Origin of the sequence: Psychrobacter submarinus (genome assembly GCF_904846685.1) — a bacterium.
GTDB lineage: Bacteria > Pseudomonadota > Gammaproteobacteria > Pseudomonadales > Moraxellaceae > Psychrobacter > Psychrobacter submarinus.
Genome location: NZ_CAJHBQ010000002.1, coordinates 368,103 through 393,346 on the forward strand (window position 1 = coordinate 368,103; position 25,244 = coordinate 393,346).

Below are 25,244 nucleotides of genomic sequence, written 5' to 3' on the forward strand. Positions count from 1 at the left end.
TCCTTTAATTAGCTTTTTTGATATTTTCATACTCATATATTCCATTTTGGCAGAAACATACACATATTCATCATTAAAGATAATATGCAGACGCTGTTAGCATACTTGCATGATTATTCAGCCGCAGGGCAAAACCTATTCCCTTTTTTTTATTGAACATTTATCAATGATCTATTCGAGTCGAGGCACTTATGACCAAAAGCTACTCTGTAAATAAAACCCACTTATTTAAAAACAAAACGCTAAGCGCCCTCAGTATCGCAGGCGTAGCAGTCACGCTTGGCCTAGCAGGCTGTAGCAATAATGAGACCGCAGACACGGCAACCAGCGCTGACTCTGCGGCAAGCGGGGAGGCGCAAAACATTGAGCTGTTAAATGTCTCATATGATGTAGCGCGTGATTTTTATAAAGATTACAACCCGATGTTCGTTGAGCATTACCAAGCCGAAAACCCTAACGCTACTATCAATATCAAGCAGTCGCACGGTGGCTCAAGTAAGCAAGCATTGTCTGTCGCAAATGGTCTACAAGCTGACGTGGCAACCATGAATCAAGGCTCAGATATTGAGCTATTACAAAAAGAGGGCTTGGTCGCGGACGATTGGGAGCAGCAGTTCCCAGATAACGCGGTACCTTTTACCAGTACGATCGTCTTTTTAGTGCGTAAAGATAACCCTAAAAACATCAACGATTGGGAAGATTTGACCAACGACGGTATTGAGATTGTCATGGCCAATCCAAAGGTGACGGGTAACGGTCGTTATGCCTTCTTGGGCGCTTATGGTTATGGCTTACACGCTTTTGATAATAACGAAGATAATGCGCAAAACTACGTCAGAGACATGCTCAAAAACGTTAAAGTCTACGAGAATGGCGGACGCGCGGCAACCACAACCTTCGTACAGCGCGGTATCGGTGATGTGCTTGTGACCTTTGAGAATGAAGCGAACCTAGCTGCAACTAAGTTTGGACAAGGACAAGTCGATATCGTGTACCCTGATTATTCTATTAAATCAGAGAGCCCTGTCGCTGTCGTTACTACCGTTACTGATAAAAAAGGCACGACAGACGCCGCCAAAGCGTATCTAGATTACTTATGGAGCGAGCCGGCTCAGCAGCTAGCGGCTGATCTATACCTGCGCCCAAGTGTGCAAAGCGTCCTTGAGAAAAACGGCGACAAATTACCACCGGTTGAGACTTTCCGTCCAAATGATACTTTTGGCTCTTGGGATGAGATTATGGGTAACTTCTTTAGTGATAACGGTGTCTTTGATCAGCTGGCAGTGAATGCTCCGCAGTAGCGCTTACCATAACGGCTAGCCATTATTATTGTCTTTATGAGCTGTCTTAACAGACAGACAAATCCAAAATGTTCATCATAAATAAATAAGGACATGGCCACCTGCGCTATGTCCTTTATACCGTAAGCTGCCTAGATGCTCACCACAAATTCAAGAGCACTAAAAGACAAAGCACTCATAATCATCAATAAGTGCTGATAACAATACAGACAGCGACGTAATAATTAGGATATCACTATGAGCGCCACGACACCTCCAGTCAGCCCCTCGCCCAAACCTGCAAAAAAAAGCTGGCTGACCCGTATGCGCCAGCGTAATGTGTTACCGGGTTTCGGGCTTAGCATGGGTATTAGCGTTTTTAGCTTGTCCTTGCTGGTGGTGTTGCCGTTTGCGATGATGGCATATACAACGACGCAGATGGGCTGGAGCGGGTTTTGGGAGACCATCTCACAGCCGCAAGTGACTGCTGCTATAAGGCTAAGCTTGTGGGTGTCGTTTCTTGCGATGCTGACCAATATGGTGTTTGGTACGCTTGTCGCTTGGGTGCTGGTGCGCTACGAGTTTTGGGGCAAATCTTTAATCAATGCCTTAGTTGATCTACCATTTGCCTTACCAACGGCGGTAATCGGTATCTCGCTTGCCACGCTTTATGCGCCTAATGGTCTGATAGGGCAGTGGTTTGCCAAATTTGATATTCAAGTGGCGTTTACACCGATAGGGATTTGGCTGGCTTTAGTCGTCGTTAGTTTTCCCTTTATCGTGCGCGCTGTACAGCCGGTACTTGCCGAGCTATCGGTTGAATTTGAAGAGGCCTCAGCGGTATTGGGCGCTAATCGATTAACGACATTTGGTAAGGTTATCTTGCCTGAGCTACTACCAGCGTTATTTATGGGCGCGGGCATGATGTTTGCTCGCGCAACCGGCGAGTACGGTTCGGTTATTTTTATCGCCGGTAATATCCCAATGCAGTCTGAGATTTTGCCCCTCATTATCATCAGTAAGCTTGAGCAATTTGATATTCAAGGGGCATCGGCTGTCGCTTTATTTATGCTGATGATCTCGTTTGTTATTTTGCTCAGTATCAATATCGTACAGTGGAAGCTGTCGCGCCGCGTAGGAGCACGCTAAGATGCAAATCGCCAATAGTTATGATTATCAAAGCAATCCTGCTACCAAAGACGCGCCTTGGATCAGACGCTTATTTATCGGTATCGCCGTATTATTTATGATTTTGATGCTGGTTATACCACTGCTTGCGGTGTTCTATGAAGCGCTAAAGGGCGGCTGGGATCTATACATCGCCTCGCTTGTGGAGGATGAAGCCCTACAAGCGATTAAGCTGACGCTACTAACTGCCGCTATCGTCTTACCGATCAACATGGTGATGGGTATCGCTATTGCGTGGCTGGTGACGCGTTATCAGTTCAAAGGTAAGCAGCTAGTGACCACCTTGCTCGATCTGCCGTTTTCGGTGTCGCCTGTGGTTGCAGGTCTGATGTTTATCTTACTGTTTGGTCTGAACTCTCCTGTTGGCGGCTGGCTTGAGAGTCTTGGCTTTCAGGTTATCTTTGCAGTACCGGGTATTGTGCTGGCAACGTTATTTGTCACTTTTCCCTTTGTCGCGCGCGAGCTAATACCTTTGATGCAGACCCAAGGCGACTCGGAGGAGCAAGCGGCACTAACATTAGGGGCTAGCGGTTGGCAGACGTTTTGGCATATTACTATGCCTAATATTAAATGGGCGCTGCTGTATGGTCTGATTTTGACTAATGCGCGAGCCATGGGCGAGTTTGGCGCGGTGAGTGTGGTATCTGGACACATAAGAGGCGAAACCAACACTATGCCGCTACTGGTCGAGATTGCTTATAACGAGTATAACTTTACCGCCGCCTTTGCTTTATCTAGTATATTGGCAGCGCTAGCACTAGTGACGTTATTGCTACAACAGGTGATGACGAAGATGCAAGAGCGCAAATTCGCTAAGTCTGCGCGTCTGGTTGCTGCTCCTGAGCTACCTGCCAGCGCCAATGACACACCTACACGGCATAAGCCTGAATAACAAATAGCGTAAGCCATTTATATTATAAGCAAATAAGAGATACACGTATGAGTATTGAAATTAGAGATGTTAATAAAACCTTTGGTGATTTCACCGCTTTGAATAATATCAATATCACCGTACCTACAGGTAAATTGACGACACTGCTTGGCCCCTCAGGCTGCGGTAAAACCACGTTATTACGCATTATTGCTGGCTTAGAATATGCAGACTCTGGTCAGATACTATTCGATGATTTGGACGTGACTAATATTCCGGTACAAAAACGCCATATCGGCTTTATGTTTCAGCATTATGCGCTGTTTCGTCATAAAAACATCGCCGATAACATTGCCTTTGGCCTAACATTACTACCTAAGTCTGAAAGGCCTAGTAAAACCGATATTAAGAAGCGGGTAGCGGAGCTATTAGAGCTCGTACAATTACCACAGCTTGCCAATGCTTATCCGCATCAGCTCTCAGGCGGGCAGCGTCAGCGTATTGCACTAGCAAGAGCCTTAGCGGTCAAGCCAAAACTCCTGCTATTGGATGAGCCATTTGGGGCGCTTGATGCTAAAGTGCGTAAAGAGTTGCGGACATGGCTAAAAGACATTCACCATGAACTAGGGGTTACTAGTATTATGGTAACCCATGATCAAGAAGAGGCGCGGGCAATATCTGATGAGATTGTGGTGATGAATCATGGCCGTGTCGAGCAAGTTGGCACCTCAGAGCAGCTTCTTAACCAGCCCGCCAATAGCTTTGTCAGAGACTTCTTAGACTTGGCATAGTGTTATGGTCTATAAAAAAAGACCTATAGCTCATTATTAGCTATAGGTCTTTTTTTGCTTTTTTATAAGATGACATAAGCTCTTATATTACGTGGCTCTACCTGATAAATAAACTATCAGCGCAGTTACGCATCAGCACTTTGAGCGGTACTTATCTCTTTTATAGGTGCGTTTTGTTCTTTTAGTGTCTGATAAGTGGTCTCAAGGATAGTGGCACACCAGTCAGGCATGTCATTCGACACTTTATACCACATCCACGTCCCATCACGCACACAGCTAAGGATACCTAGCTTTTTGAGATGGTTTAGATGCCGCGATATCGTTGGCTGCGGCTGATCTAGCATATCGACTAATTCGCCTACGCAGCGCGCTTCTTTTTTGTATAAAATCTGGAACAACTTCAAGCGCGTAGGGTCTGACAAGACTTTGAACAGCTCAATGGGCTGTATAGCATTATTGGGGTTAGACATATAAAGGTCTCTTGGATGATAGCTTATCTGCTCACAAATCTGTTCACAAAAAAGTCAATGATGGGTGAATAAACCCATCTAAAAAGAAACAATAGGATATCGGCAAATACAGGGTATTAAATCAGTAAATACTCATAAATGATAGCTCAGAAATAAATTATGACATTCGTTTATAGTACTGACATAACTTATATACTAAAAATAATATTAATCACTATTTGTAATAGCGACGATATTCTAGCTTTCATGGTGTTTGAGTGTCAATCTATAAAAATAACCGTTCATCGGCAATTTGCTACACTTCATACTGCTTATTCTACCAAATTAAGTAACGAATTTATATGCGATTAAGTAAATATTGCTAAGTAGAGCTACAAAATTCTTTAGTTATCGTCTTTTATGAGTTTCATTGCTGATTATCGCTATAAAGGCGATCTGTTATCTCAATGACAGCAAGCATGATTAGAAAGAAAAAGAGATAAAGGGTGGTTATAAAAGTTATTGTAAATGCTAATAATTATCATTATAATGGTTTTAAGCCAGTTTATAGTGATTGGCATACCAATAGCATTAAGAGCTTAAAGTAGGGGTAGTTATATGTACGTTTGCATCTGTAACGACGTCAAAGAAAAACAAATTCAAGCCGCCATAGCTTCAGGTATTGACACGCTTGATGGCCTAAAAGACACCCTTGATGTCGCTACTTGCTGCGGCTGCTGTGAGCCTATGGTCAATGACTATCTTGATGAGCATCACGCCAAACTTGATGTATTAGCGTATGCCGTATAGCGCTAGGTATCGCCCACTTGATTCGCGCTCTTTCCTATAAATAATCTATAAACTGCTAGTCAGATATGAGTCAGCCGTCCATTGCTTATCACAGCAGGGCGGCTTTTTGATGTGTGCAGCTAGGTGCATAAAGCCTCAATCAAAAGTAAGGCTGAAACCTAAGAGCGCACTAAAAGTAGCGGCGACTTATGCTCATAATAATTTAGTCTGATAACAATTATCAGTTAGCATCTTATTCTTAGTTCTTAATATTACAAGCCCCGCGCTGTCTTTATGTTAGACTCAACAGTTGATTCATTACGTTTTAGCTTGCGGTGTTATTGACAGCGCTAATAATGATAAAAGCAAATAAACAAAGGAGTAGCGATTATGAAAGGCAGCCAAAAAGTTATCGATTATTTAAACTTTTTATTAGGCGGTGAGCTGGCGGCGCGGGATCAGTATTTTATTCATTCTGAGATGTATGCTGAATGGCATTATGGCAAGCTTTATGATCGTATCCACCATGAGATGGAGGATGAAACCCTGCATGCGCAAGCGATTATTCGCCGTATCTTAATGCTCAGCGGTACGCCTAAAATGACGGTGAATGAGATCCGTATCGGCAGCACTGTACCTGAGATGCTACAGTTTGATCTTGATCTTGAATACAAAGTGCAGCAGCACCTAAAAGACGGCATTGCCTTATGCGAAGAGGAGCACGATTACGTCACTCGTGATATCTTGGTAGAGCAGCTGCAAGACACCGAAGAAGATCACGCGCATTGGTTAGAGCAGCAGCTTCGCCTGATTGATATGGTGACTTTGCCTAATTATCTACAAAGCCAGATAGCAGAAGTACCGCCAGAATTAACCCAAGGCTAGAAGTCGGGTGATAGGCTAATATCAGTTATGTAAATGCTTACGTTTTTTAGATGCTTAGGAGAGAAAGATGAGAGGCGATAAAGAAGTAATTAGAGCCCTAAACAAGGTACTTGGACAGTCGCTAATAGCGATTAATCAGTATTTTTTGCATGCGCGTATTGCGCGTCATTGGGGTCTTGAGGCTTTAAATGAAAATCAGTACAAACAGTCTATCTATGAGATGAAATGGTCGGATGAGCTGATTGCGCGCATTTTGCTATTAGGGGGTCTGCCAAACTTGCAGGACTACGGCAAGATGTTTATCGCAGAAGACGTGCCTGAGATGATTGAGTGCAATCTGCGCTTAGAGCGCCAAAAGTTCGACATCATCACCGATGCGATTACCCTGTGTGAGCAGCACAAAGATTATGTCTCACGTAAGCTACTTGTCGAGCTAAAAGACGGTAATGAAGAGTACGACGATTGGTTGGATACCCAGCAAGATCTTATCCGCGATGTCGGCGTGCATAACTATATTCAATCGCAGATTAATGACGATCATACCCCGTAAGTATGCAAGCTTTACTAACTATAGTTCTCTATTAACTATAATTGAGGTTTATTCCTAAAAGCTCTTGTAATACGGTTAATAAAAAAACCAGCCTAAGCCTTGTGTGCTTAAGCTGGTTTTTTTTAAGTTTATATCTTTAGACAACTAGGGCGTGTCCCTATTTTAAAAATGGTGATAAAAATGAGATAAATCGCAGGCAAACAAGGAAAATAGCGCAGGTAATATCAAGATATTGACCAGCTATTTGACACCGTTTGCCAAAGATTTAGCCATTTTTAGCCCATTTAGTCATAAACGCTTGAATTAGGGACACGCCCTAATACAAGCCATCGCCATCATTGGGCTTAAGACGTAAAAAATGCAGCCCTGATAAAATAGTCAAGATGCCAAGTACCCAGTAAGTCGTCTGAAATGCCATCAGCATATCGAGATCCATGCGCTCACGCAATAAGTTGAGTACCGCCGCGCCAAAGGCAATCCCAAAACCGATCGCAAGCTGCTGATTAACCGCCATTAAACTATTGCCGCTACTGGTCTGTGTGCCTTCCAAGTCACCTATTGTAAGAGTGTTCATAGCGCTAAACTGCATGGAGTTACAAGCACCCATAATGATCAAAATAGGGATATACCATATCCAATAAGACGGATCGTTGAACTGCGCTAGAATAATAATCAAAATACCTAATAAAATCGTGTTCACCACTAATACCTTACGGTAGCTGTAGCGCTGGATGATTTTACTGACCCAGGGCTTGATACCCATAGCGCCAATAGCTATAGGCGCAAGCAACCAACCCGCCTGAGAAGGTGAGTATTTAAACACCACTTGCAGCAGCAGCGGCAACAAAAAAGGCACCGCACTAATTCCTAAGCGAGTAAATAAATTACCAACAATGCCGATTCGAAAGGTGCGAATACGAAACAAGCTCAAGGGAAATAGCGGTGCTTGCCGGCGCTTAGCATGCCAGACATAAGCGCCTATCAATACTGAAGCAATTAGCGCGAGTATCAGTCCATATAAGCCGCGACCAGTTTGTGAGCCAAACTCTACAGCTAAGGTAAAGCCGCAAGCTGCAGCGGCAAATAAAGCAAAGCCTGCCCAATCTAAATGCTTGGCATCTTCAAACAAGTCAGGCACCAGTTTTTTGCCCATAACGTAGCCTAGGATACCCATAGGAATATTGATTAAAAATATCCAATGCCAACTGAAGTATTGTACGATATAGCCGCCGAGCACTGGGCCTACTAATGGGGCAATCAGCGCCGGAATCACCGCAAAGTTCATCACCGTTAAAAGCTTATTGCGCGGATAAGACTTGACTAAGATCAGCCGTGCAACTGGCGTCATCATCGCCCCGCCAATCCCTTGTATCACACGCGAGCCAATCAAAATATCGAGCGTCGGCGAAGCGGCACACATCAGCGACCCGACAGAGAAGATAATAATAGCGGATAAAAATACCTTACGCGTGCCGTACTTATCCGCCAAAAAACCACTAATCGGAATAAAGATCGCTAAGGTTAGCGCATAACTGATCACCGCCCACTGCATTTTGAGTGGCGACTCTCCTAGAGCCTCAGCCATCTGCGGCAGCGACGTGTTAAGAATCGTCGCATCAAGGATCTGCATAAACAGCGCTACGGCTAACACATAAGGTAGGAATTTATCTTGCGCTGGGGTTAGCGTTACCATGTAGACATCACCATCGCTTACTTTATAAAGTGTTAAATTTATGAAGTATTAAATTATAGTTTGAGGTTTGCGCGTAGTATAGGGACAATCAGGCAGTAGTTAAAGAAGGGTAAAGTAACGGTTAGCGGCCAAAGCTCAGTCTCAAAGTGCAGTTACAGTCACGCTGATAACGATACGTACGGATATTAATCAGGTTAAATGACATAACTTGCTTAATAATCGCTACATTAAAGCTCTTTTCTAGCTAGAGAGCTATCCGCTATAGTGGACTCTCAAAACTGAAATGAATGTTAAAATTTAAAGCTGGTAGCAGCTTTGATATAGTCGAACCACTATTAAAGTGTTACAGCGTTAGACTCGTTTAGCCTACTACTGTAGTACTTGCACTCGTCTGCCTTGTACCACTTTTAATATTGATTGACTATAATTTTATGAAGCAAAGTTTATAATAAAACAGGATAACCCTTATGAGTGATAATAATGATAACCCCTATAAACCCGCAAAAGTTTGGACGAATGATAAAGAAAACGGCGGTAAGTTTGCCAACACCAATCGTCCCACCGCAGGCGCGCGCCACGAGCAAACATTACCAGTAGGGGATGCGCCGCTACAACTCTACTCATTGAACACGCCAAATGGTGTCAAGGTCAATATCTTACTAGAGGAGCTGCGCGAGCTTGGGGTAAAAGGCGCAGAATATGACGCCTATAAGATCGATATCTCTGAAAATGATCAATTCGGCTCAGGCTTTGTCGATATCAATCCCAATTCTAAAATTCCAGCCTTAGTAGATTATTCAGCAGTAGAAGATGGTGAGCCGATTCATATCTTTGAGTCAGGCGCGATTTTACTGTATTTGGCAGAGAAGTTCGGTAAGTTTGTACCACTAGAGCAGGGCCGATCGCGGACTGAGTGTCTGTCCTGGGTGATGTGGCAGATGGGCAGCGCACCGTATGTAGGCGGCGGCTTCGGTCATTTTTATTCGTATGCCCCTGAGCCGATGGAATATCCGATTAATCGCTTTACAATGGAGACCAAACGTCAGCTTGATGTGTTAGATATTCACTTACAAGACCGTGATTATATGTGCGGTAATGGTGAACAAAGTTACAATATTGCTGATATGATTATTTGGGCTTGGTACGGCCAACTTGTGCTCGGCGATCTCTATGAAGGCTCGGCTGAATTTTTACAGGTTGATAGCTATCAGCATTTGCAGCGCTGGGCTAGAACCATAGCGCAGCGCCCGGCAGTAAAAAGAGCGGTTGATCTTCCGCTACAATCTATTCATTCCTAACTATCTAATCTGCGATAAAGCCTTAAAATTAAACCATTTATTAAAATAAAGAGCCGATAGCTTAAGTTATCGGCTTTTTTATGGGCTTAGCCAATAAGCCAGAACAAACATACAAGGAGTGAGCAAGACTAGCCATCGTTAGGCGTCAATAGTCTATGGTAGTGAGTGGTTATAGAGACTAAATACTGATTTTAGGACGATTTAATAGAATTTATATCCCTTTTGTCTATTACACAATGATATATTAGAATAACAAACGGTAACATTAAGCGTTTAAGATAGTAGCTCGCCCATGTTAAAAATTTGCACTGATGTCTTATAAGTTTAAGAGTATCCCTTATGAAATATACTAATAATAAAAAAAATTGCCTTGATAATAAGCAGCGGCGCGTTCATCCTACGAGCGTAGCTCTGGCTATTGCGTCTTATACTCCCAAGGAGTACCTCAAAAAGTATTTATCATTAGGCTTATTCGCCATTAGTGCTATGGCTGCTAGCACTATGGGTAATACGGCCACGCCGGTAGCGCTTGACTCAGAAGATTGGCAAGTCGCTTGTGACAACACTCGAACCTGCCGGTTAGCAGGGTATCAAAGTCAGAATAATATTAAGATGCCAGTCTCTGTGTTATTGGTTCGCCGCGCTGGCGAGGCGGCAAAGGTTGATGGCAGAGTAAAGCTTGGCGGGTCTAAAGAAGGCTCAGCCAAATCCTTGCTGCAACTAGGTAACCGTCACCGTATCTCGCTTATTATAGATGGTAAAGACTATGGTGAGGCGCAGCCATACTCTAGCACTACTAATGACGCCGTCTTAACCCCTGGGCAAGTGAGCGCCCTGCTAGAGGCCCTGACCAAAGAGAGCAAGATCGAATTTGTGCTTCGTAATACACGCTGGGAGCTGTCCGGTGATGGTGCAATGGCAGTCATGCTAAAGGCAGATGAAGCGCAAGGGCGAGTTGGAACGAGTGGGGCGTTAGTGAAGAAAGGGAGTAAGCCTGACAGTCAAGTGTTAGCTGCCAAACCTGCCCCGCAATTACGCTTAGTGCCACCAGCAACAAGAATGGTCAAAAAAAAGAGCTTTAGAATAGACGCCTCAGACCTTACAGCTATAATGAAAAATACCCTAGCAGATGCAAAGCGCGATTGTCCAAGCTTAAGCGATGATTCCGGCTGGCGTGTGCAGCGCCTAAATGGCAATCAGCTACTCGCTCAGCATAAATGCTGGGTCGATGCTTATAATGTTGGCCATGGTATGTGGGTAATGAATGACAGTGCGCCTTATAACCCAAAATTGGTCACTAATAGTGCTACTAGCTATGACAGTGGCAAAATAAGCGCTATCCAAAAAGGCCGCAGCCTTGGAGATTGCTTAGAAAAGACAGACTGGGTCTGGACGGGTCGTCGTTTTGAGAAAAGCTACGAGAGCACCACAGGTCTTTGCCGTATGGTAGAGTCTGGCGGCGCTTGGGATTTGCCAACTTATGTCTCGGATGTTAAACGTTAAGCTTGGTAGTATTTTTATAGTATGAGCGCTTATCCTCCATATTCAGCTTAGCACTGATAATCAGTACTGCTTAGTACTGTTACTTAGTACCGAGTTGGCCTCTAGCGCTTAGCATTTTGTTTGCTAACCCTTAGTATTACTGGTGAATGCACTATGGTTATGAATATAAAAAAATAGATAGGGATAATAAATAAGCTGTGATATACTACGTCGCCACGTTAGCTTCGACTACGTGTATTATGAGATTGATAACATCGCCTGCGATTTTGAGCCTAGGATGGCTATGAGTAATTGTTGCCGATGATTTTGTGTACTTAAATAGCTTTTATTGATAGCGCTATTTTTGACTCATATCTTATCTACTAGCCTAAAGATTGGCTTAAATTGGGTGTTACTTGCCTTTATCTACTTTGGACAAAGTAATGATGAAGTTAGAGTAACAAACGAAGATAAGACACTCGGCACTACCACCAAAATACGTCAGACATCATGCAGATACTTTACCATTTTGATTGGTAAATAGGCTGTTTGATGAACGGTTATCAGTGGTAGGCATCAAGCACGCTGAATTTGCAGCGGCTCAACTACCAAGGATACTCATGACTGACATCTTATCTACTATCGCCGCCCAAAACGGCATCCTCGAAAACAACGACACTCAAACAACCAACACAGCAGCAGAACAGGCTCAAGCCGCTACTACTGACGCGTCTGAGACTACTGAAGAAAACCAAATCACCTTTGCTGATCTTAACATTGCCAAGCCTATCTTAACCTCGCTTGATCGCAGTGGCTATACAAACCCGACACCTATCCAAGCGCAGGCTATTCCTTTTGCTCTACAAGGTCGTGACTTATTACTATCAGCGCAGACTGGTAGTGGTAAAACAGCAGCTTTCGTTATTCCACTGCTAGATCGCTTAAGCCGTGCCACAAGCTTTGACAAACACACTAAAGCCCTTATCCTAACGCCTACGCGCGAGCTTGCTCAGCAGGTTCATGATAGCGTGCGTACGTATTCGCACGATATGCGCGGTCTATTTTGTGTACCGCTAGTCGGCGGCGCGCCGTATAACGGTCAGATTCGCGCGCTTAAAAAAGGCGTACAAGTGATTGTCGCAACCCCAGGTCGTCTGCTCGATCATATTAAAGCAGGCCGTGTTGATTTATCACACTTAGAAGTGCTCGTGTTAGATGAAGCCGACCGTATGCTTGATATGGGTTTTGCTGATGATATCAACGATATCCTAAAAGCGGCACCAACCGACCGTCAGACGGTGATGTGTTCAGCCACTTGGGATGGCCCAGTTGGTAAGATCGCTGCAAGCTTCACGAAAAACCCAGAGCGCGTGTCTATTAAAGTAGAATCGGCTCATATCGATGAAAAAGTCTACTACTGTGATGACTTTAATCATAAGAATAAAATCTTAGACAAAGTCGTTTGTCAACCAGAGATGGACCAGATCATTATCTTTGCGGCAACCAAGCGTAGTACTGAAAAGCTTGCCAGCCAGCTTAAAGAAGACGGCCATAAAGCCAGCTTCTTGCACGGCGATCTGCCGCAAAGCAAGCGTAACCGTATCGTACAAGACTTGCGTAATGGCAAATGCAAAATACTAGTCGCAACTGACGTCGCTGCTCGTGGTCTCGACGTACCTGCAATCTCGCATGTCATCAATTATGATCTACCGCGTCAGACAGAAGACTATGTCCACCGTATTGGTCGCTGTGGCCGTGCTGGTCGTACCGGTGTTGCCATCAGCTTATGTAGCATGGATGATCGTCCACAGCTAGCAGCTATTAATCGCTATCTTGATCGTAAGATGGACGTAGAAGTTATTGAAGGGCTTGAGCCAAAGAAAACTTACGTACCAAGTGCGAATAAACCTAAAGGTCGCGGCCGCGGGCGTGGTCGCTCAAATGGTGGTGGTCAAGGACGCGGACGTTCAGGTGGCTATGCCGGTAAGTCTAACGGCGGTGGTCAACGCGCTAGCAACGACAGCGGCAGCGGTTATCAAGGCCAAGGCCAAGGCGCAGGCAAGTCACGTGACTCATCTGGTAAGCCAAAAGACCGTTTCGGCGGCAAGCCTTATCAAGGCAAGCGCAGTGGCCCTAATCGCGGCGATGGCACGAGTGCCCCGCGTGGTGATCGCGCAGCAACCGGACGTGGTCGCCCAAGCGGTAGCCAAGGCCGTCCAGCCAATCGCTCAGGCGGTAATGGTCGTCCAAGTGGTAATCGCGGCAACCGTGGTGGCAACTCGTAATAAACCATCATTTGGTCTGTTGAGCTAAACCTCTATTGAGGTTTACGAATAGTGTAAAAAGCCAGATATCTAGTGAATAGCTAGTATCTGGCTTTTTTTAGGTCAATAAAAATAGGGCGCTCTTATGAGACGACCTTGCGCTCATTTTCGTGCTTCTCTATACTGCAATGCTTATTCACTTCCTCTCAATTGATCCCGCTTGGAGCTATTAGATGCTCGCTATTTCTGACTTAAAGATAGACAGCCTACCGTTAGCTTTTGGCATTATCATGGCTATTATTGGTTTGGTATTTTATACCCAAGGGCTGCCGGGTAAATTTTGGCGGCGCTTTTATGCCGTGCTGCCAGGTATCGTGCTGTGCTGCTTTATACCGGCGACGCTCAATAGCTTAGGCGTGTTTGCTGATGGCATCGGCTCGCAGATTTATGGTTTTACCGCCACTTATCTGTTGCCAGCAAGCTTACTCCTGATGACGCTGTCAATGGATGTGCCCAAGATATTGGGCTTGGGCTGGAAGGCGATTGCCATGTTTTTTGCTGCAAGCTTAGCTATTATTGTTAGCGGGCCTGTCAGTTTAGGGTTAGCAAAATGGGTGTCACCTGAGATGTTCACAGATGACACCTTGTGGCGCGGGTTTTCGGCGGTCGCAGGAAGCTGGATCGGCGGCGCGGCCAATCAGGCAGCGATGAAGGAGCTGTTCGGGGTTAGCGATGATTTATTCGGCATGATGATCTTGGTGGATACTACTAATGCATCATTATGGCTGTTAGCAATTTTAGTGTTAGCCAAGCATAGCGATAAGGTAGATCGCCTGTTAAGAGCAGATAACAGCAGCATAGAAAAAGTCATCAAAGCTGTCGAGAGCTACGAGCGCAATCACGCGCGTCCGGCCACTTTGAATGATTTAATGGTGATGTTTGGGCTGTGCTTTGCCATGGTTGGGGTAGCGCATTTTGTCGGAGAACAGATTGCAGGTTTCTTTGCGCCCTATAGCTGGGCGGTGCAGTATAGCTTTGCCAGTAGCTTTTTTTGGATGGTGGTGATTATTACCTTAATCGGGGTTGTCTTCTCCTTTACCAAAATCCGTCGTCTGGATCATGTCGGCGCCTCCAAAATCGGTACGGTGTTTATCTTTGTACTTATTGCCGCTATCGGTATGCAGATTAATCTTGCCGGCATCATCTCGCAGTGGCGCTTACTCTTGATTGGCCTGGTGTGGATGAGTATTCATGTGGCTATCATCTTTATTGTCGCAAGGCTGATCCGTGCGCCGTTTTTCTTTTTAGCGGTTGGCTCAAATGCCAATACCGGCGGCGCGTCATCAGCGCCTATTGTCGCCACCGCTTTTCATCCGTCACTTGCGCCGGTTGGTGTGTTCTTGGGTATTTTGGGGTATGCGGTTGGTACCTTTGGCGGTTATATCAGTACACAGATGATGCGTTTGGTAGTGGGGTAGTAGCGGTTAAGAATAGCTTGTTTGGTACTAAAAAAGCAGCATAAACTCGTTTTATGCTGCTTTTTTTAAGCGAATAAATTATCAGCTTTGAGAATAACGATAACCGTCAGCTATTATTATTCAAAATGAACTACTGAGCGAATGCTTTCTCCTTTATGCATAAGGTCAAACGCTTCATTAATGTCCTCGATAGGCATCGTATGGGTAATGAAGTCCTCTAAAGGAATATCGCCTTGTAAGTAACTCTCAACGTAGCCGGGTAGTTCACTGCGGCCTTTGACACCGCCAAATGCCGAACCTTTCCAAACGCGGCCTGTGACAAGCTGGAATGGACGGGTGGAGATCTCTTGTCCTGCGCCAGCGACACCGATAATCACTGACTCGCCCCAACCTTTATGACAGCACTCGAGCGCTGAGCGCATGACATCGACGTTACCGATACATTCAAACGAATAATCGACGCCGCCATCAGTCATCTCGACGATAACGTCTTGGATAGGCTTGTCGTAGTCTTTGGAGTTAATACAATCGGTTGCGCCGAGTTTTTTGGCCAACTCGAATTTATCTTCGTTGATATCGATAGCGATGATGCGGCTGGCTTTGGCCATTTTTGCGCCGATGATGGCAGCAAGGCCGATACCACCAAGCCCAAAAATAGCAACAGTAGAGCCTTCTTCTACTTTAGCAGTATTCATAACTGCGCCCATGCCGGTAGTCACGCCGCAGCCCAGTAAGCAGACCTTTTCTAGAGGTGCCTCTTCATCGACTTTGGCTAAAGAGATCTCAGGTAGAACGGTGTACTCAGAGAAAGTGGAGCAGCCCATGTAGTGATAAATAGGCTCGCCATCTTTATAAAAGCGCGTGGTGCCATCTGGCATTAGGCCCTTACCTTGAGTTTCACGTACTGCCGAGCACAGGTTGGTTTTTCCCGAGCGGCACATTTTACAGACGCCGCACTCAGCGGTATATAGAGGTATCACGTGGTCGCCGACGGCAACGCTAGTCACACCTTCGCCGATTTGCTCAACGATACCGCCGCCTTCATGGCCTAAGATAGCGGGAAACACGCCCTCTGGGTCTTCACCGGATAAAGTAAAGGCATCAGTATGACAAACGCCGCTGGCTAGAATCTTTACTAGCACCTCACCTTTACGCGGCAGCATTACATCTACTTCTTCGATAGAGAGTGGCTGTTTTGGGCCCCAAGCGACAGCGGCTTTGGATTTGATAAATTCATCGGTAGTATTGTCTTGTTTTGACATAGCTTCGCTTCCTTATTTTTAATTTTAACGAGTGTTTAGGATGATGGTGACTATTTTATATTATTTCTAGAGTAATGATAATATAGTAAAATTGAAAAAATCTTTTACAAGGTGGTAATAATCATGCAGTGGGAAGGCGTTAATGAGTTTGTTTATGTTGCCGAGTACGAAAGCTTTACCAAAGCGGCCAAAAGGCTAGGAATTTCCACCGCGCAAGTCAGCCGGCAAGTGAGTGCTTTGGAGGCGCGTTTGAACACCAAGCTTCTCTATCGTACCACTCGTAGGGTATCATTGACAGAGGAGGGCCGGGTATTTTATGAGCGCTGCCGAGTGGTGCTAGATGAGTTGAATGCCGCGGAACAGGCAGTCAGTAACTTGCAGTCTAAACCTCAGGGTAAGATAAAACTAACTGCTCCTGTCACTTATGGCGAGCAACAACTCTTACCGCTTGTGAATGATTTTATGCTGCGATATCGGGATATTGAGGTCACGGCTTTTTTGAGCAATCAAACCATCGATTTAATCGAAGGCAGTTATGACTTAGCGATACGCATTGGACACTTGCATGACTCAACTTTGATGGCTAAGAAACTAAGCAGCCGCACTAGTTTTGTCTGCGCATCGCCTGCTTATTTAGATAAGTATGGCGCGCCGCAGCAACTAGCCGACCTTAGTCAGCATCATTGTTTACTTGGAACGTTAGATTATTGGCGTTTTAAAAGCGCTGGGAAAGAAAAAAAGGTGCAAGTCAGTGGTCCGGTGCGCTATAACAGTGGCTACAGCTTAGTGGATGCAGCATTAAAAGGCCTAGGTATGGTCCAGCTTCCTGATTATTATGTGCAAAAATACCTAGCAAGTGGCGCGCTAGTCAGTCTGCTCGATAAATACCGAGAACCTAAAGAAGATATCTGGGCCGTCTATCCGCATAATCGTCATTTATCATCGAAAATCAGGCTATTAGTCGATTACTTGGCAGAGCATTTGAGCAAATAATCTTCTAACCACATCAAAAATTCATCACTAGTCGTTGATACGTTTAGTCGCAAATGTGTTGAAGCCCTAGCGTCTGGGTAGAACAATTGCCCGGGAGCAACTAACCAGCCATCCTTATAAGCATCTAGTGCCAGCTGGCTAGTATCTAGCCCGGTATCTACCCAAACGAACAGTCCTGCCTGCGTATGCTCAGGATATGTGATGCCAATCTTGGGCAGCGCGCTACGTAGTCTTTGATGCGCAGCATACAGCTGCTGTTGTACTTTTTTAATTTGTCGACGGTATTCGCCGTGCGTCCATAGACGGTGAATAACGCGCTCACCAAACTCTGGGGTATTTAGAGTACTCAAAGTTTTTATTCGCAGTACGTCATCGATAAATTTATTAGGATACACTAGCATACCGACTCGCCAGCCTGACGCCATCGACTTTGAAAACCCCGTGGCATAAAGCACGCGCTCAAACTGATCGAGACTGGCATAACGCAGCACTTGTCCACCCGGTACAAAAGTGGCGTACAAATCATCCTCAAAGATATAGGCATCGTATTTGTGAATCAGATTAAGGACTTGATGGGCGCGGGCAGGATGCAGATTATAAGAGGTCGGATTGTGCAGTACACTATTGGTCAAATAAAGCTTGGGACGATGCGCGGCAAATAGCTTTTGCATGTGCTCAATATTTGGACCTTGATGATCACGATCTACAGCAACGACATTTAGACCTTGTTGTTGCAGGCTGCTCGATAGCCAATACCAACCCGGACCATCGACGATAACAGTATCACCTGCTTGAGTCAGTAATTGCGCTACCATCGTCACCGCCTGCGACACCCCTGCTGTAGTGATGACATTATCGACATGGGTATGCATCCCTTGCGTATTTAGCTGCTGCACGAGCTGCTGGCGTAGCGGCAAATAGCCTTGAATATCTCCGTAATTATAAACAAAACTGTCCGCTTGCTGCGTCACCTGCCGGATCGCCCATTCCATCTTTTCATTACGCACCCACTCACTAGGCAAAGTGCCAACGCCCGGTGAGCAGTGGTGCGGAATATTACTAAAGACTTGTTGCACTAGCCATCGCGTATCAATGGCTGGGTACTTAACCGCTTGTTTTTTGGCGTTATTTGACGGTGCTGGATTTATTTGAGTACGGACGTAATAGCCAGAGCTGGGCTTCGCGATTAATACATTGGTAGCGACCAGCTGCTCATAAGCTTGTACCACCGTAAAGCTCGATATATTCAAGAGCTTGGCCAGTTTGCGTACTGATGGCACGCGCTGATTAGGCAGGTAGATTTGCCAATCAATACGCTGCTGGAGCCATTCAGCGACAGCCGCAGTCTTGGTTAAATTGGGATTGAGCTTATAGGTTTCGACCATGATGCGCCACTCTTGTTTTGTTTAAGTGTTGATTTCAGCTTGCTCACTCCGAGACAAAGTTAAAAGAGCAAACCAGTCAATTGTTATGTCCATGGTAACTATACACTTTGTTCACCAATCGTGAAACTGTATCGGGTCCGTTATGGGTATTTAAATTAAAGTTGGTCTTATCAATAACGTTCAGCACTATTAGGGTGGAACAGCAGATGGACTTAACAGCGAGCCTTGAAGGCAGTATCACGGCACTGGCACTTTTTATGCTAGTCAATTCCATCACACCTGGGCCCAATAATTTAATGTTATTACATGGAAGTATCAAGCGCGGATTTTGGGCATGTCGCTGGCATATGCTTGGTATTACGGCGGGCGTCACCGTTATGCTGTGGCTCAGCTATTGGGGTATGGCGGCGTTGGTTGTCAGCTTCCCTGCTGTTATGTTGATTATAAAAGTGTTGGGAACGCTGTATCTATTATGGCTCACTTACCAGATGGCAAAAACCGATTTCACCGCTGTTGTCAATGATGCTCTAAAGCATGAGCAACACAAGCAAGCGAATGCAACCGTTATTGAGGCTAAAAAACGTTTTGGTGAATTACCTTTAAGTTTTGGACAAGCACTACTGTTTCAATGGCTCAACCCTAAAGCATGGACAATGACAGTAGTCGCACCGAGTCTAGCGATGTTCCATGCCGGTAGACCGTGGCTGGATAATTATCTGCTGCTTGCTATGTGTGCGCTTATCAACATTTTATCCATCAGCTGCTGGGCGGCAGGGGGTCATTGGCTACGAAAGCTGGTGCATCTGCCGCGAGTGATGAAGATGATTCATGCAGTAATTGTACTCATGACGCTGTATTGCGCAGTAACGCTTTGGCTGTAGATCAAAGCTATAAAACTATATAGAAAGCTCAAGCATGAATAACGACAACTAAAAACTATTATTTAGGACAACCCTATGACCTCAGTCCACATCACCTTAGCTGTATTGGTTGCCTTCATTTGGGGCGTGAACTTTACCTTTATTGCATGGTCACTTGAGAGCTTTCCACCCTTGATGCTGACTGCCATGCGCTTCTTCTTTACAGCCATTCCACTGGTTTTATTCTTGAAGCCACCTAAGCTCAACCGTACGTTATTTATCTATGCCATTGGTACTTTTGTACTGCAATATGCCTTTGTATTTACCGCTATGCATTTAGGTGCATCGGCAGGATTAACAGCGCTGTTATTGCAAATGCAGATTTTTATAACCGTATTGCTAGCCTATTTTATATTAGGCGAGACGGTAAGTCGCAAGCAAATCGTTGGAATGATAATTGGTTTGTTAGGGTTAGCAGTAATTGCATTAAACCTTGGTGGCGATATGCCGTTGCTTGGCTTTATTTGTATTTTAATTGCTGCGATAGGCTGGAGCTTTGGTAATATTGCGTCCAAGCAGGCCTCAAAACAGGTTTCAAAGCCATCCAACTTAAAAAACACGCAGCAGGATACTAGTGCGACTTCTATTTCGTCTGCTCATGGCAAGAATAAAACAGCAGCACTGTCAGCGCTAGCACTAGTAGTCTGGGGAGGGCTAATAGCTTGTGTGATTTTGACGCTATCTTCTCTCATATTTGAGATGGATGCATGGACGCTGACAACGGTTACTCAAGCCTCCCTCAAGTCTTGGCTGTCACTTGGGTTTATCGTCTATATCTCAACGTTGATTGGCTTTGGACTCTGGGCGCACTTACTGGCGCAAAATACCGCTTCTAAGGTGATGCCATTTGCTTTACTAGTGCCTATATTCGGTATGGCGACCTCTATGCTACTCACAGGGGAGTCGCTGACGTGGTGGAAGCTGCTGGCGATGGTGCTTATCTTATCGGGACTGATATTAGCAAATGTAAGGATAGGACTTAGAAGAAAGATTGTTAGTACTTAGATCTATGTGCTACTAAACACTTTTGGGTAGAACCATATGATTATCAAAGTTATTCTTTTGTCTCTCTATGCAAGTATACGTAAGCCTAGACCGAACTACTCATAGTTACTGTTAGAATACGGGGGACAAATAGATAATGACATATAGATAGAGACAGGATGAATAATGACTGATAAAAATAATAAAATCTTAAACTATACTAATAATCACGTGCAAGTCCGAGGCGCGCGCGTTCATAACCTCAAAAACGCCGACGTTGACCTGCCACGTGATGCGCTAGTGGTTTTTACCGGGATATCAGGCTCAGGGAAGTCGTCACTGGCGTTTGGTACTTTGTTTGCTGAGTCGCAGCGGCGCTATTTAGATTCGGTAGCGCCTTATGCTCGCCGTCTGATTGACCAAGTGGAGGAGCCTGATGTCGATGCGATAGAAGGCTTGCCACCAGCGGTCGCTTTGCAGCAGCAGCGCGGAACGCCTTCAGTGCGCTCATCGGTGGCAAGCGTCACCACCATCTCTAACGCGCTACGGATGCTGTATTCGCGGGCAGGGGATTATCCGGCCGATCAAGAGATGCTCTATGCCGATGCGTTCTCGCCCAATACGCCAGAGGGCGCTTGTCCAACGTGTTCAGGTATTGGCCGAGTGTTTGATGTGACTGAGGATATGATGGTGCCCGATGCGACCAAGTCCATTCGTGAGCGTGCCATTGCTTCATGGCCGGGCGCTTGGCAAGGTCAAAATCTAAGCCGGATATTGACCACGCTTGGCTATGATATTGACACCCCTTGGAACCAGCTGCCCAAAGAGTCTCGTGACTGGATCTTATATACTGATGAGACGCCAACCGTGCCGGTCTATCCTGAATATAGCCTTGAGCAAACGCGTGCTGCGATCGACAAAGGTGAAAAGCCCAACTATATGGGCACCTATATCAGCGCCAAAAACTTTATTTTGCAATCATTTACCACCACTCAAAGCCCGCGAGTCAAAAAGCGCGTCTCGCAGTTTATGCAAATCTCTGTATGCCCAGAATGCCACGGAAAAAAGCTCAAAAAAGAATCGCTAGCAGTCAAATTCGCAGGCCTTGATATTGGCGAGCTGTCACAGCTTACCTTAACCGATCTGGCGCTCGCGCTGCAAAAAACAGCGCATACAAAAATCAAAGATGATACTCCCAACCGCGAAAAAGCCATCGTCGCACAGCGTATTACTAGCGATATCCTCGCGCGCGTTGAGGCGTTAACCCGGCTAGGCTTAGGTTACTTGTCGCTTGAACGTACCACGCCGACCTTGTCGCCAGGAGAGTTGCAGCGTCTTAGATTAGCCACGCAAATACGCTCGCAACTGTTTGGCGTCGTCTATGTGCTTGATGAGCCCTCCGCTGGCTTGCATCCTGCTGACACACAAGCCCTGCTCGGTGCTCTGGATGAGCTGATAGCCGCTGGCAATTCAGTGTTTGTGGTTGAGCATGATGTGAGCGTCATTCGGCATGCCGATTGGGTGGTTGATGTCGGGCCTAAGGCTGGCGTGCATGGCGGCGAAATTGTTTATAGCGGCCCTGTAGCAGGATTGCAAAATGTGACAGAGTCATCGACAGCGCGCTATTTATTTACTGATAAAGACGGCGCAAACAAACAAGTCCTTAGAGAGCCGAGCGCTTGGCTTAAGCTTACTGATATAGAACGCAATAATATACAAGGATTAAGCGCCGAGTTTCCGCTTGGGGTCCTCACTAGTGTTACTGGCGTATCTGGATCAGGTAAGTCAAGTTTGGTCAGTCAGGCACTAGTTGATCTAGTCAATGAAGCATTAGGGAAAGAGGTAGTGACTGAGGCACCAACTGATGAGGCAGGTTTGCTAGAGCAAGAGTTTGAAGCGCCAACCGGCGGGCGTATCGTATCTGGCATGGATAAAGTGAGCCGGCTTGTGAATATTAACCAAAAAGCCATTGGCCGGACACCGCGCTCAAACCTTGCCACTTATACCGGACTCTTTGATTATGTGCGTAAATTATTTGCCGCGACCAAGACTGCTAAAGCGCGCGGTTATGATGCAGGCCGCTTCTCATTTAATACGTCAAAGGGTCGTTGCCCAAATTGTGAAGGACTGGGGTTTGTCAGCGTTGAGTTGCTATTTTTGCCGAGTGTCTATGCGCCCTGTCAAGTTTGTCATGAACAGCGCTATAATGACGAGACGCTAGAGATCACTTATCGCGATAAAAACATCGCGGAGGTGCTAAATCTAACGGTTGAAGCAGCTTATGAGTTTTTTGCCGAGGAAGCGCCTATCCTGCGCGCCCTAGATGCTCTACTGCAAGTTGGCCTGGGCTATCTGCGTTTGGGTCAGCCCGCCACCGAGCTATCAGGCGGGGAGGCGCAGCGTATTAAGCTTGCCACTGAGCTGCAACGTACTCAGCGCGGCGATACGCTTTATATCCTTGATGAGCCGACCACAGGCCTTCATCCTGCTGACGTCTCTATGCTCATGGCGCAGCTAAATGGGCTGGTTGACGCAGGCAATACGGTCATTATGGTGGAGCACGATATGCAAGTGGCAAGTAATAGCGACTGGGTGATTGATATGGGTCCGGGAGCTGGAGATGCAGGCGGGCAGATTGTCGTTCAAGGGACGCCAAAAAAAGTGGCTGAGTCGAAGGTGAGTCGAACCGCACCGTTTTTAACGGTTTAACTTATCGAAGGCTACAGGCAGCATTAATGGATATTAGTGTTTGGCTATCCTCATTAGTTCTAGCCCAGCATTTCTCTAACTGTATTGAACGAAAAGAAGCAGGAATGTCATCAGGAGTACACTCTTAAACTTCTCTATTAGCGATAAGGTAAGGATATAACAACCATGTTTGAGATGATAAAAGAATGGCGTGATCAGCGTATTTTAGATAATAGCGAGTTTACAGTCGCTGACTGGCAGCAAGCGGCCGGACGCATCCCCATACTAGACCGTCTTACCGATGATGAGATGAACGAGTTGTTTGAGTTAGCAACGCTGTTTTTGGCGGATAAATCTATTACCGGCGCACAAGGGTTCGAGGTTACCGATAAAGTTAGACAGTCTATTGCGCTACAAGCTTGTCTGCCGATTTTATATCTTGGTCTTGAGTGGTATAAAGGCTGGTCGTCAATTATCATCTATTCAGGGTCTTACAAAAGCGAAGCTAAAAGCGTTGACGAATACGGCATCGTCCACGAAGGTCAACAGCACCGTAGCGGTGAAGCGTGGCAACGCGGGCCCGTTATTCTGTCATGGAAAGATGCTAAGCACTCAGGCGAGCGTGACGGTCATAACGTCGTCATTCACGAGTTTGTGCACAAGCTAGATATGCTAAATGGCCGTGCTAATGGCTTTCCGCCGATGCAGCCAGACATGGATCCTGAACGCTGGACCAAGATTATGAGCCGTGATTTTGAGGATTTTCAAACCCATCGCAAATCAGGACTCGATCGTTATGGCGCAACCAATCCGGCGGAATTCTTAGCTGTACTCAGTGAAGTGTTTTTTGAGACGCCGAAAAAGCTCGTAGACGCTTATCCTGATATTTACGACATTATGGTGAAGTTTTTTCGGCAGACGCCACTATAGTATATAATAAAATATGAATATATAATATTAGGTAGAAGCTGTTAACAGACATAAAGGGCAGGGTATTGCCCTTTTATTGACGGTTTCCAGTCGACTTGGACTAGGGCGTGTCCCTAATACATTAAACCGTCCACTGATCAGAGATAATAGCGACTAAATAGCGCCTGCCTTTATACTCATCAAAAACTAAGCGCATAGCACGCCAGTCCATGCCGCTGTATTGTTCGCTGCCATCATGATAAAACTCAACATAATCGTTGTTTTGATATATTTTTCTCAAGTTGTCGATGCTATTGCCACTAGCTTGGCTATCGTTGATGGTTAGGGTTGACTCGTCACCGAATTCATCTGCATGAACCCAAGTCTGCAAATAGTCAGGTAATGGCGTGATTAAAGGCTTTCCTGAACCATCTTTTTTGCCCCAAGTGAAGCGAATATCGGACTCTTGCAAATACTGAGCAAACTGGGCTCGGCTAAAGGCCTTATCAGATTCTGGGCGCACATAAGCATACATTGAGAAGCGTACGCCGTGTATCGGATGAATATCATTAGTAATGCTAGCGTAGTCGCCATTAGCCAAAGCTTGTTGAATACGTAGAGCCTGTTGTTCAAGTGTCTGCGCCGAAGCTGACGTAGATCTTTGGTCTTCAATCACAGGAGTGCTAATAGCTGAGTTACGTTGCGCGGCGCTGTTTTGCGAATGAATGGTAGGCTGACAACCAACAAGGATCAAGAACACAGCTGCAGCGATGCATTGTAAAAATTGCAAAGTATGAGAGCGTTTGGTCATAAAAATATCCTTAACGAAGTAAAAATTACCGCAAGCAATAATTATTTATAATAATGGCGATTTTATAAAGACTTAACTATAAATTCAGCATACATAAGCTAATTATAATTATAATTATAAAGGCTAAGTATAAAAGCTAAAGAAGCATAGCAAATACTATGTAAACAGCTTCTACTGTAATAAGCAAAAGCCGTTGGTTTGTTTTCGCATAATGTATATTATGTTAAATAGACTATATCAGAGTATGGTTTGGTCTAATGTTTGACTTATTGTT

At 45.4% G+C, this 25,244-nt stretch carries 20 protein-coding genes and 1 pseudogene; 16 read left to right on the forward strand and 5 right to left on the reverse strand.

The window, feature by feature from the left end; translation table 11 throughout:
* The first annotated feature begins 191 nt into the window (after positions 1–191).
* From JMY03_RS07780 to JMY03_RS07795, 4 genes and pseudogenes are all read left to right on the forward strand, one after another.
* The gene (locus JMY03_RS07780; protein WP_025644307.1) at positions 192–1,301 is read left to right on the forward strand and encodes a sulfate ABC transporter substrate-binding protein; all 1,110 of its coding nucleotides are present in this window, start codon (positions 192–194) and stop codon (positions 1,299–1,301) included.
* Between the two features lie 303 nt (positions 1,302–1,604).
* Positions 1,605–2,429: a sulfate ABC transporter permease subunit CysT gene (gene cysT / locus JMY03_RS07785; protein ID WP_390880190.1), complete on the forward strand. Its 825-nt coding sequence runs from the start codon at positions 1,605–1,607 to the stop codon at positions 2,427–2,429.
* Position 2,430: 1 nt separating this feature from the next.
* Positions 2,431–3,360 (forward strand): sulfate ABC transporter permease subunit CysW, encoded by a 930-nt coding sequence (cysW, locus tag JMY03_RS07790; RefSeq protein ID WP_201602706.1) that lies wholly within the window; start codon positions 2,431–2,433, stop codon positions 3,358–3,360.
* A gap of 47 nt (positions 3,361–3,407) precedes the next feature.
* Positions 3,408–4,127, forward strand: a pseudogene (locus JMY03_RS07795) (sulfate/molybdate ABC transporter ATP-binding protein); the annotation flags it as partial.
* Between the two features lie 128 nt (positions 4,128–4,255).
* On the opposite strand, the gene JMY03_RS07800 reads toward JMY03_RS07795, so the two are convergent.
* Positions 4,256–4,600, reverse strand: coding sequence for an ArsR/SmtB family transcription factor (locus tag JMY03_RS07800; RefSeq protein WP_201557323.1), 345 nt, complete (start codon positions 4,598–4,600; stop codon positions 4,256–4,258).
* 597 nt (positions 4,601–5,197) lie between these two features.
* Between JMY03_RS07800 and JMY03_RS07805 the strand changes: the two genes are divergently transcribed.
* The 3 genes from JMY03_RS07805 (at position 5,198) to bfr (JMY03_RS07815) (ending at position 6,803) form a co-directional block, all read left to right on the forward strand.
* Positions 5,198–5,389: a (2Fe-2S)-binding protein gene (locus tag JMY03_RS07805; protein WP_025645200.1), complete on the forward strand. Its 192-nt coding sequence runs from the start codon at positions 5,198–5,200 to the stop codon at positions 5,387–5,389.
* 369 nt (positions 5,390–5,758) lie between these two features.
* Positions 5,759–6,253 (forward strand): bacterioferritin, encoded by a 495-nt coding sequence (gene bfr, locus JMY03_RS07810; RefSeq protein WP_201602709.1) that lies wholly within the window; start codon positions 5,759–5,761, stop codon positions 6,251–6,253.
* A gap of 67 nt (positions 6,254–6,320) precedes the next feature.
* Positions 6,321–6,803, forward strand: coding sequence for a bacterioferritin (gene bfr, locus JMY03_RS07815; protein WP_201602712.1), 483 nt, complete (start codon positions 6,321–6,323; stop codon positions 6,801–6,803).
* 316 nt (positions 6,804–7,119) lie between these two features.
* On the opposite strand, the gene JMY03_RS07820 is transcribed toward bfr (JMY03_RS07815), so the two are convergent.
* A complete protein-coding gene (locus JMY03_RS07820; protein WP_201602715.1) occupies positions 7,120–8,496 on the reverse strand; it encodes a DHA2 family efflux MFS transporter permease subunit in 1,377 nt (458 codons plus the stop codon).
* A gap of 467 nt (positions 8,497–8,963) precedes the next feature.
* On the opposite strand from JMY03_RS07820, the gene yghU reads away from it, so the two are divergent.
* The 4 genes from yghU (at position 8,964) to JMY03_RS07840 (ending at position 15,018) form a co-directional block, all read left to right on the forward strand.
* Positions 8,964–9,794, forward strand: coding sequence for a glutathione-dependent disulfide-bond oxidoreductase (gene yghU, locus JMY03_RS07825; RefSeq protein ID WP_201602718.1), 831 nt, complete (start codon positions 8,964–8,966; stop codon positions 9,792–9,794).
* Positions 9,795–10,133: 339 nt separating this feature from the next.
* Positions 10,134–11,297 (forward strand): DUF1176 domain-containing protein, encoded by a 1,164-nt coding sequence (locus JMY03_RS07830; protein ID WP_201602721.1) that lies wholly within the window; start codon positions 10,134–10,136, stop codon positions 11,295–11,297.
* A 599-nt stretch (positions 11,298–11,896) separates the two neighbouring features.
* Entirely contained in the window at positions 11,897–13,561 is a 1,665-nt protein-coding gene (locus tag JMY03_RS07835; protein ID WP_201602723.1) for a DEAD/DEAH box helicase, read from the forward strand.
* A 212-nt stretch (positions 13,562–13,773) separates the two neighbouring features.
* The gene (locus JMY03_RS07840; protein WP_201602725.1) at positions 13,774–15,018 is read left to right on the forward strand and encodes a DUF819 family protein; all 1,245 of its coding nucleotides are present in this window, start codon (positions 13,774–13,776) and stop codon (positions 15,016–15,018) included.
* Positions 15,019–15,134: 116 nt separating this feature from the next.
* Here the strand turns inward: JMY03_RS07840 and JMY03_RS07845 are convergent, their stop codons facing one another.
* Entirely contained in the window at positions 15,135–16,247 is a 1,113-nt protein-coding gene (locus tag JMY03_RS07845; protein ID WP_201603263.1) for an S-(hydroxymethyl)glutathione dehydrogenase/class III alcohol dehydrogenase, read from the reverse strand.
* 156 nt (positions 16,248–16,403) lie between these two features.
* Between JMY03_RS07845 and JMY03_RS07850 the strand changes: the two genes are divergently transcribed.
* A complete protein-coding gene (locus JMY03_RS07850; RefSeq protein WP_201602727.1) occupies positions 16,404–17,273 on the forward strand; it encodes a LysR family transcriptional regulator in 870 nt (289 codons plus the stop codon).
* On the opposite strand, the gene JMY03_RS07855 is transcribed toward JMY03_RS07850, so the two are convergent.
* A complete protein-coding gene (locus JMY03_RS07855; RefSeq protein ID WP_201602729.1) occupies positions 17,246–18,658 on the reverse strand; it encodes an aminotransferase-like domain-containing protein in 1,413 nt (470 codons plus the stop codon). The two genes, JMY03_RS07850 and JMY03_RS07855, sit on opposite strands and share 28 nt — an antisense overlap.
* 206 nt (positions 18,659–18,864) lie before the next feature.
* Between JMY03_RS07855 and JMY03_RS07860 the strand changes: the two genes are divergently transcribed.
* The 4 genes from JMY03_RS07860 (at position 18,865) to JMY03_RS07875 (ending at position 24,180) form a co-directional block, all read left to right on the forward strand.
* Entirely contained in the window at positions 18,865–19,539 is a 675-nt protein-coding gene (locus JMY03_RS07860; RefSeq protein ID WP_201602731.1) for a LysE family translocator, read from the forward strand.
* 75 nt (positions 19,540–19,614) lie between these two features.
* Positions 19,615–20,583, forward strand: coding sequence for an EamA family transporter (locus JMY03_RS07865; protein WP_201602733.1), 969 nt, complete (start codon positions 19,615–19,617; stop codon positions 20,581–20,583).
* A 165-nt stretch (positions 20,584–20,748) separates the two neighbouring features.
* The gene (gene uvrA, locus JMY03_RS07870) at positions 20,749–23,271 is read left to right on the forward strand and encodes an excinuclease ABC subunit UvrA (RefSeq protein ID WP_201602736.1); all 2,523 of its coding nucleotides are present in this window, start codon (positions 20,749–20,751) and stop codon (positions 23,269–23,271) included.
* Positions 23,272–23,436: 165 nt separating this feature from the next.
* Positions 23,437–24,180: a M90 family metallopeptidase gene (locus JMY03_RS07875; RefSeq protein ID WP_201602739.1), complete on the forward strand. Its 744-nt coding sequence runs from the start codon at positions 23,437–23,439 to the stop codon at positions 24,178–24,180.
* 121 nt (positions 24,181–24,301) lie between these two features.
* Here JMY03_RS07875 and JMY03_RS07880 read toward each other — a convergent pair whose 3' ends face one another.
* Positions 24,302–24,970 carry a hypothetical protein gene (locus JMY03_RS07880; RefSeq protein WP_201602742.1) on the reverse strand — a complete coding sequence of 223 codons (669 nt, stop codon included), beginning with the start codon at positions 24,968–24,970 and terminating at the stop codon, positions 24,302–24,304.
* Between the last annotated feature and the right edge of the window lie 274 nt (positions 24,971–25,244).

Bases quoted from the DNA above. Each gene is read 5' to 3' on its own strand.
- JMY03_RS07780 (WP_025644307.1), top strand. From the start codon at position 192: ATGACCAAAAGCTACTCTGTAAATAAAACCCACTTATTTAAAAACAAA.
- cysT (WP_390880190.1), top strand. From the start codon at position 1,605: ATGCGCCAGCGTAATGTGTTACCGGGTTTCGGGCTTAGCATGGGTATT.
- cysW (WP_201602706.1), top strand. From the start codon at position 2,431: ATGCAAATCGCCAATAGTTATGATTATCAAAGCAATCCTGCTACCAAA.
- JMY03_RS07800 (WP_201557323.1), bottom strand. From the start codon at position 4,600: ATGTCTAACCCCAATAATGCTATACAGCCCATTGAGCTGTTCAAAGTC.
- JMY03_RS07805 (WP_025645200.1), top strand. From the start codon at position 5,198: ATGTACGTTTGCATCTGTAACGACGTCAAAGAAAAACAAATTCAAGCC.
- bfr (WP_201602709.1), top strand. From the start codon at position 5,759: ATGAAAGGCAGCCAAAAAGTTATCGATTATTTAAACTTTTTATTAGGC.
- bfr (WP_201602712.1), top strand. From the start codon at position 6,321: ATGAGAGGCGATAAAGAAGTAATTAGAGCCCTAAACAAGGTACTTGGA.
- JMY03_RS07820 (WP_201602715.1), bottom strand. From the start codon at position 8,496: ATGGTAACGCTAACCCCAGCGCAAGATAAATTCCTACCTTATGTGTTA.
- yghU (WP_201602718.1), top strand. From the start codon at position 8,964: ATGAGTGATAATAATGATAACCCCTATAAACCCGCAAAAGTTTGGACG.
- JMY03_RS07830 (WP_201602721.1), top strand. From the start codon at position 10,134: ATGAAATATACTAATAATAAAAAAAATTGCCTTGATAATAAGCAGCGG.
- JMY03_RS07835 (WP_201602723.1), top strand. From the start codon at position 11,897: ATGACTGACATCTTATCTACTATCGCCGCCCAAAACGGCATCCTCGAA.
- JMY03_RS07840 (WP_201602725.1), top strand. From the start codon at position 13,774: ATGCTCGCTATTTCTGACTTAAAGATAGACAGCCTACCGTTAGCTTTT.
- JMY03_RS07850 (WP_201602727.1), top strand. From the start codon at position 16,404: ATGCAGTGGGAAGGCGTTAATGAGTTTGTTTATGTTGCCGAGTACGAA.
- JMY03_RS07855 (WP_201602729.1), bottom strand. From the start codon at position 18,658: ATGGTCGAAACCTATAAGCTCAATCCCAATTTAACCAAGACTGCGGCT.
- JMY03_RS07860 (WP_201602731.1), top strand. From the start codon at position 18,865: ATGGACTTAACAGCGAGCCTTGAAGGCAGTATCACGGCACTGGCACTT.
- JMY03_RS07865 (WP_201602733.1), top strand. From the start codon at position 19,615: ATGACCTCAGTCCACATCACCTTAGCTGTATTGGTTGCCTTCATTTGG.
- uvrA (WP_201602736.1), top strand. From the start codon at position 20,749: ATGACTGATAAAAATAATAAAATCTTAAACTATACTAATAATCACGTG.
- JMY03_RS07875 (WP_201602739.1), top strand. From the start codon at position 23,437: ATGTTTGAGATGATAAAAGAATGGCGTGATCAGCGTATTTTAGATAAT.
- JMY03_RS07880 (WP_201602742.1), bottom strand. From the start codon at position 24,970: ATGACCAAACGCTCTCATACTTTGCAATTTTTACAATGCATCGCTGCA.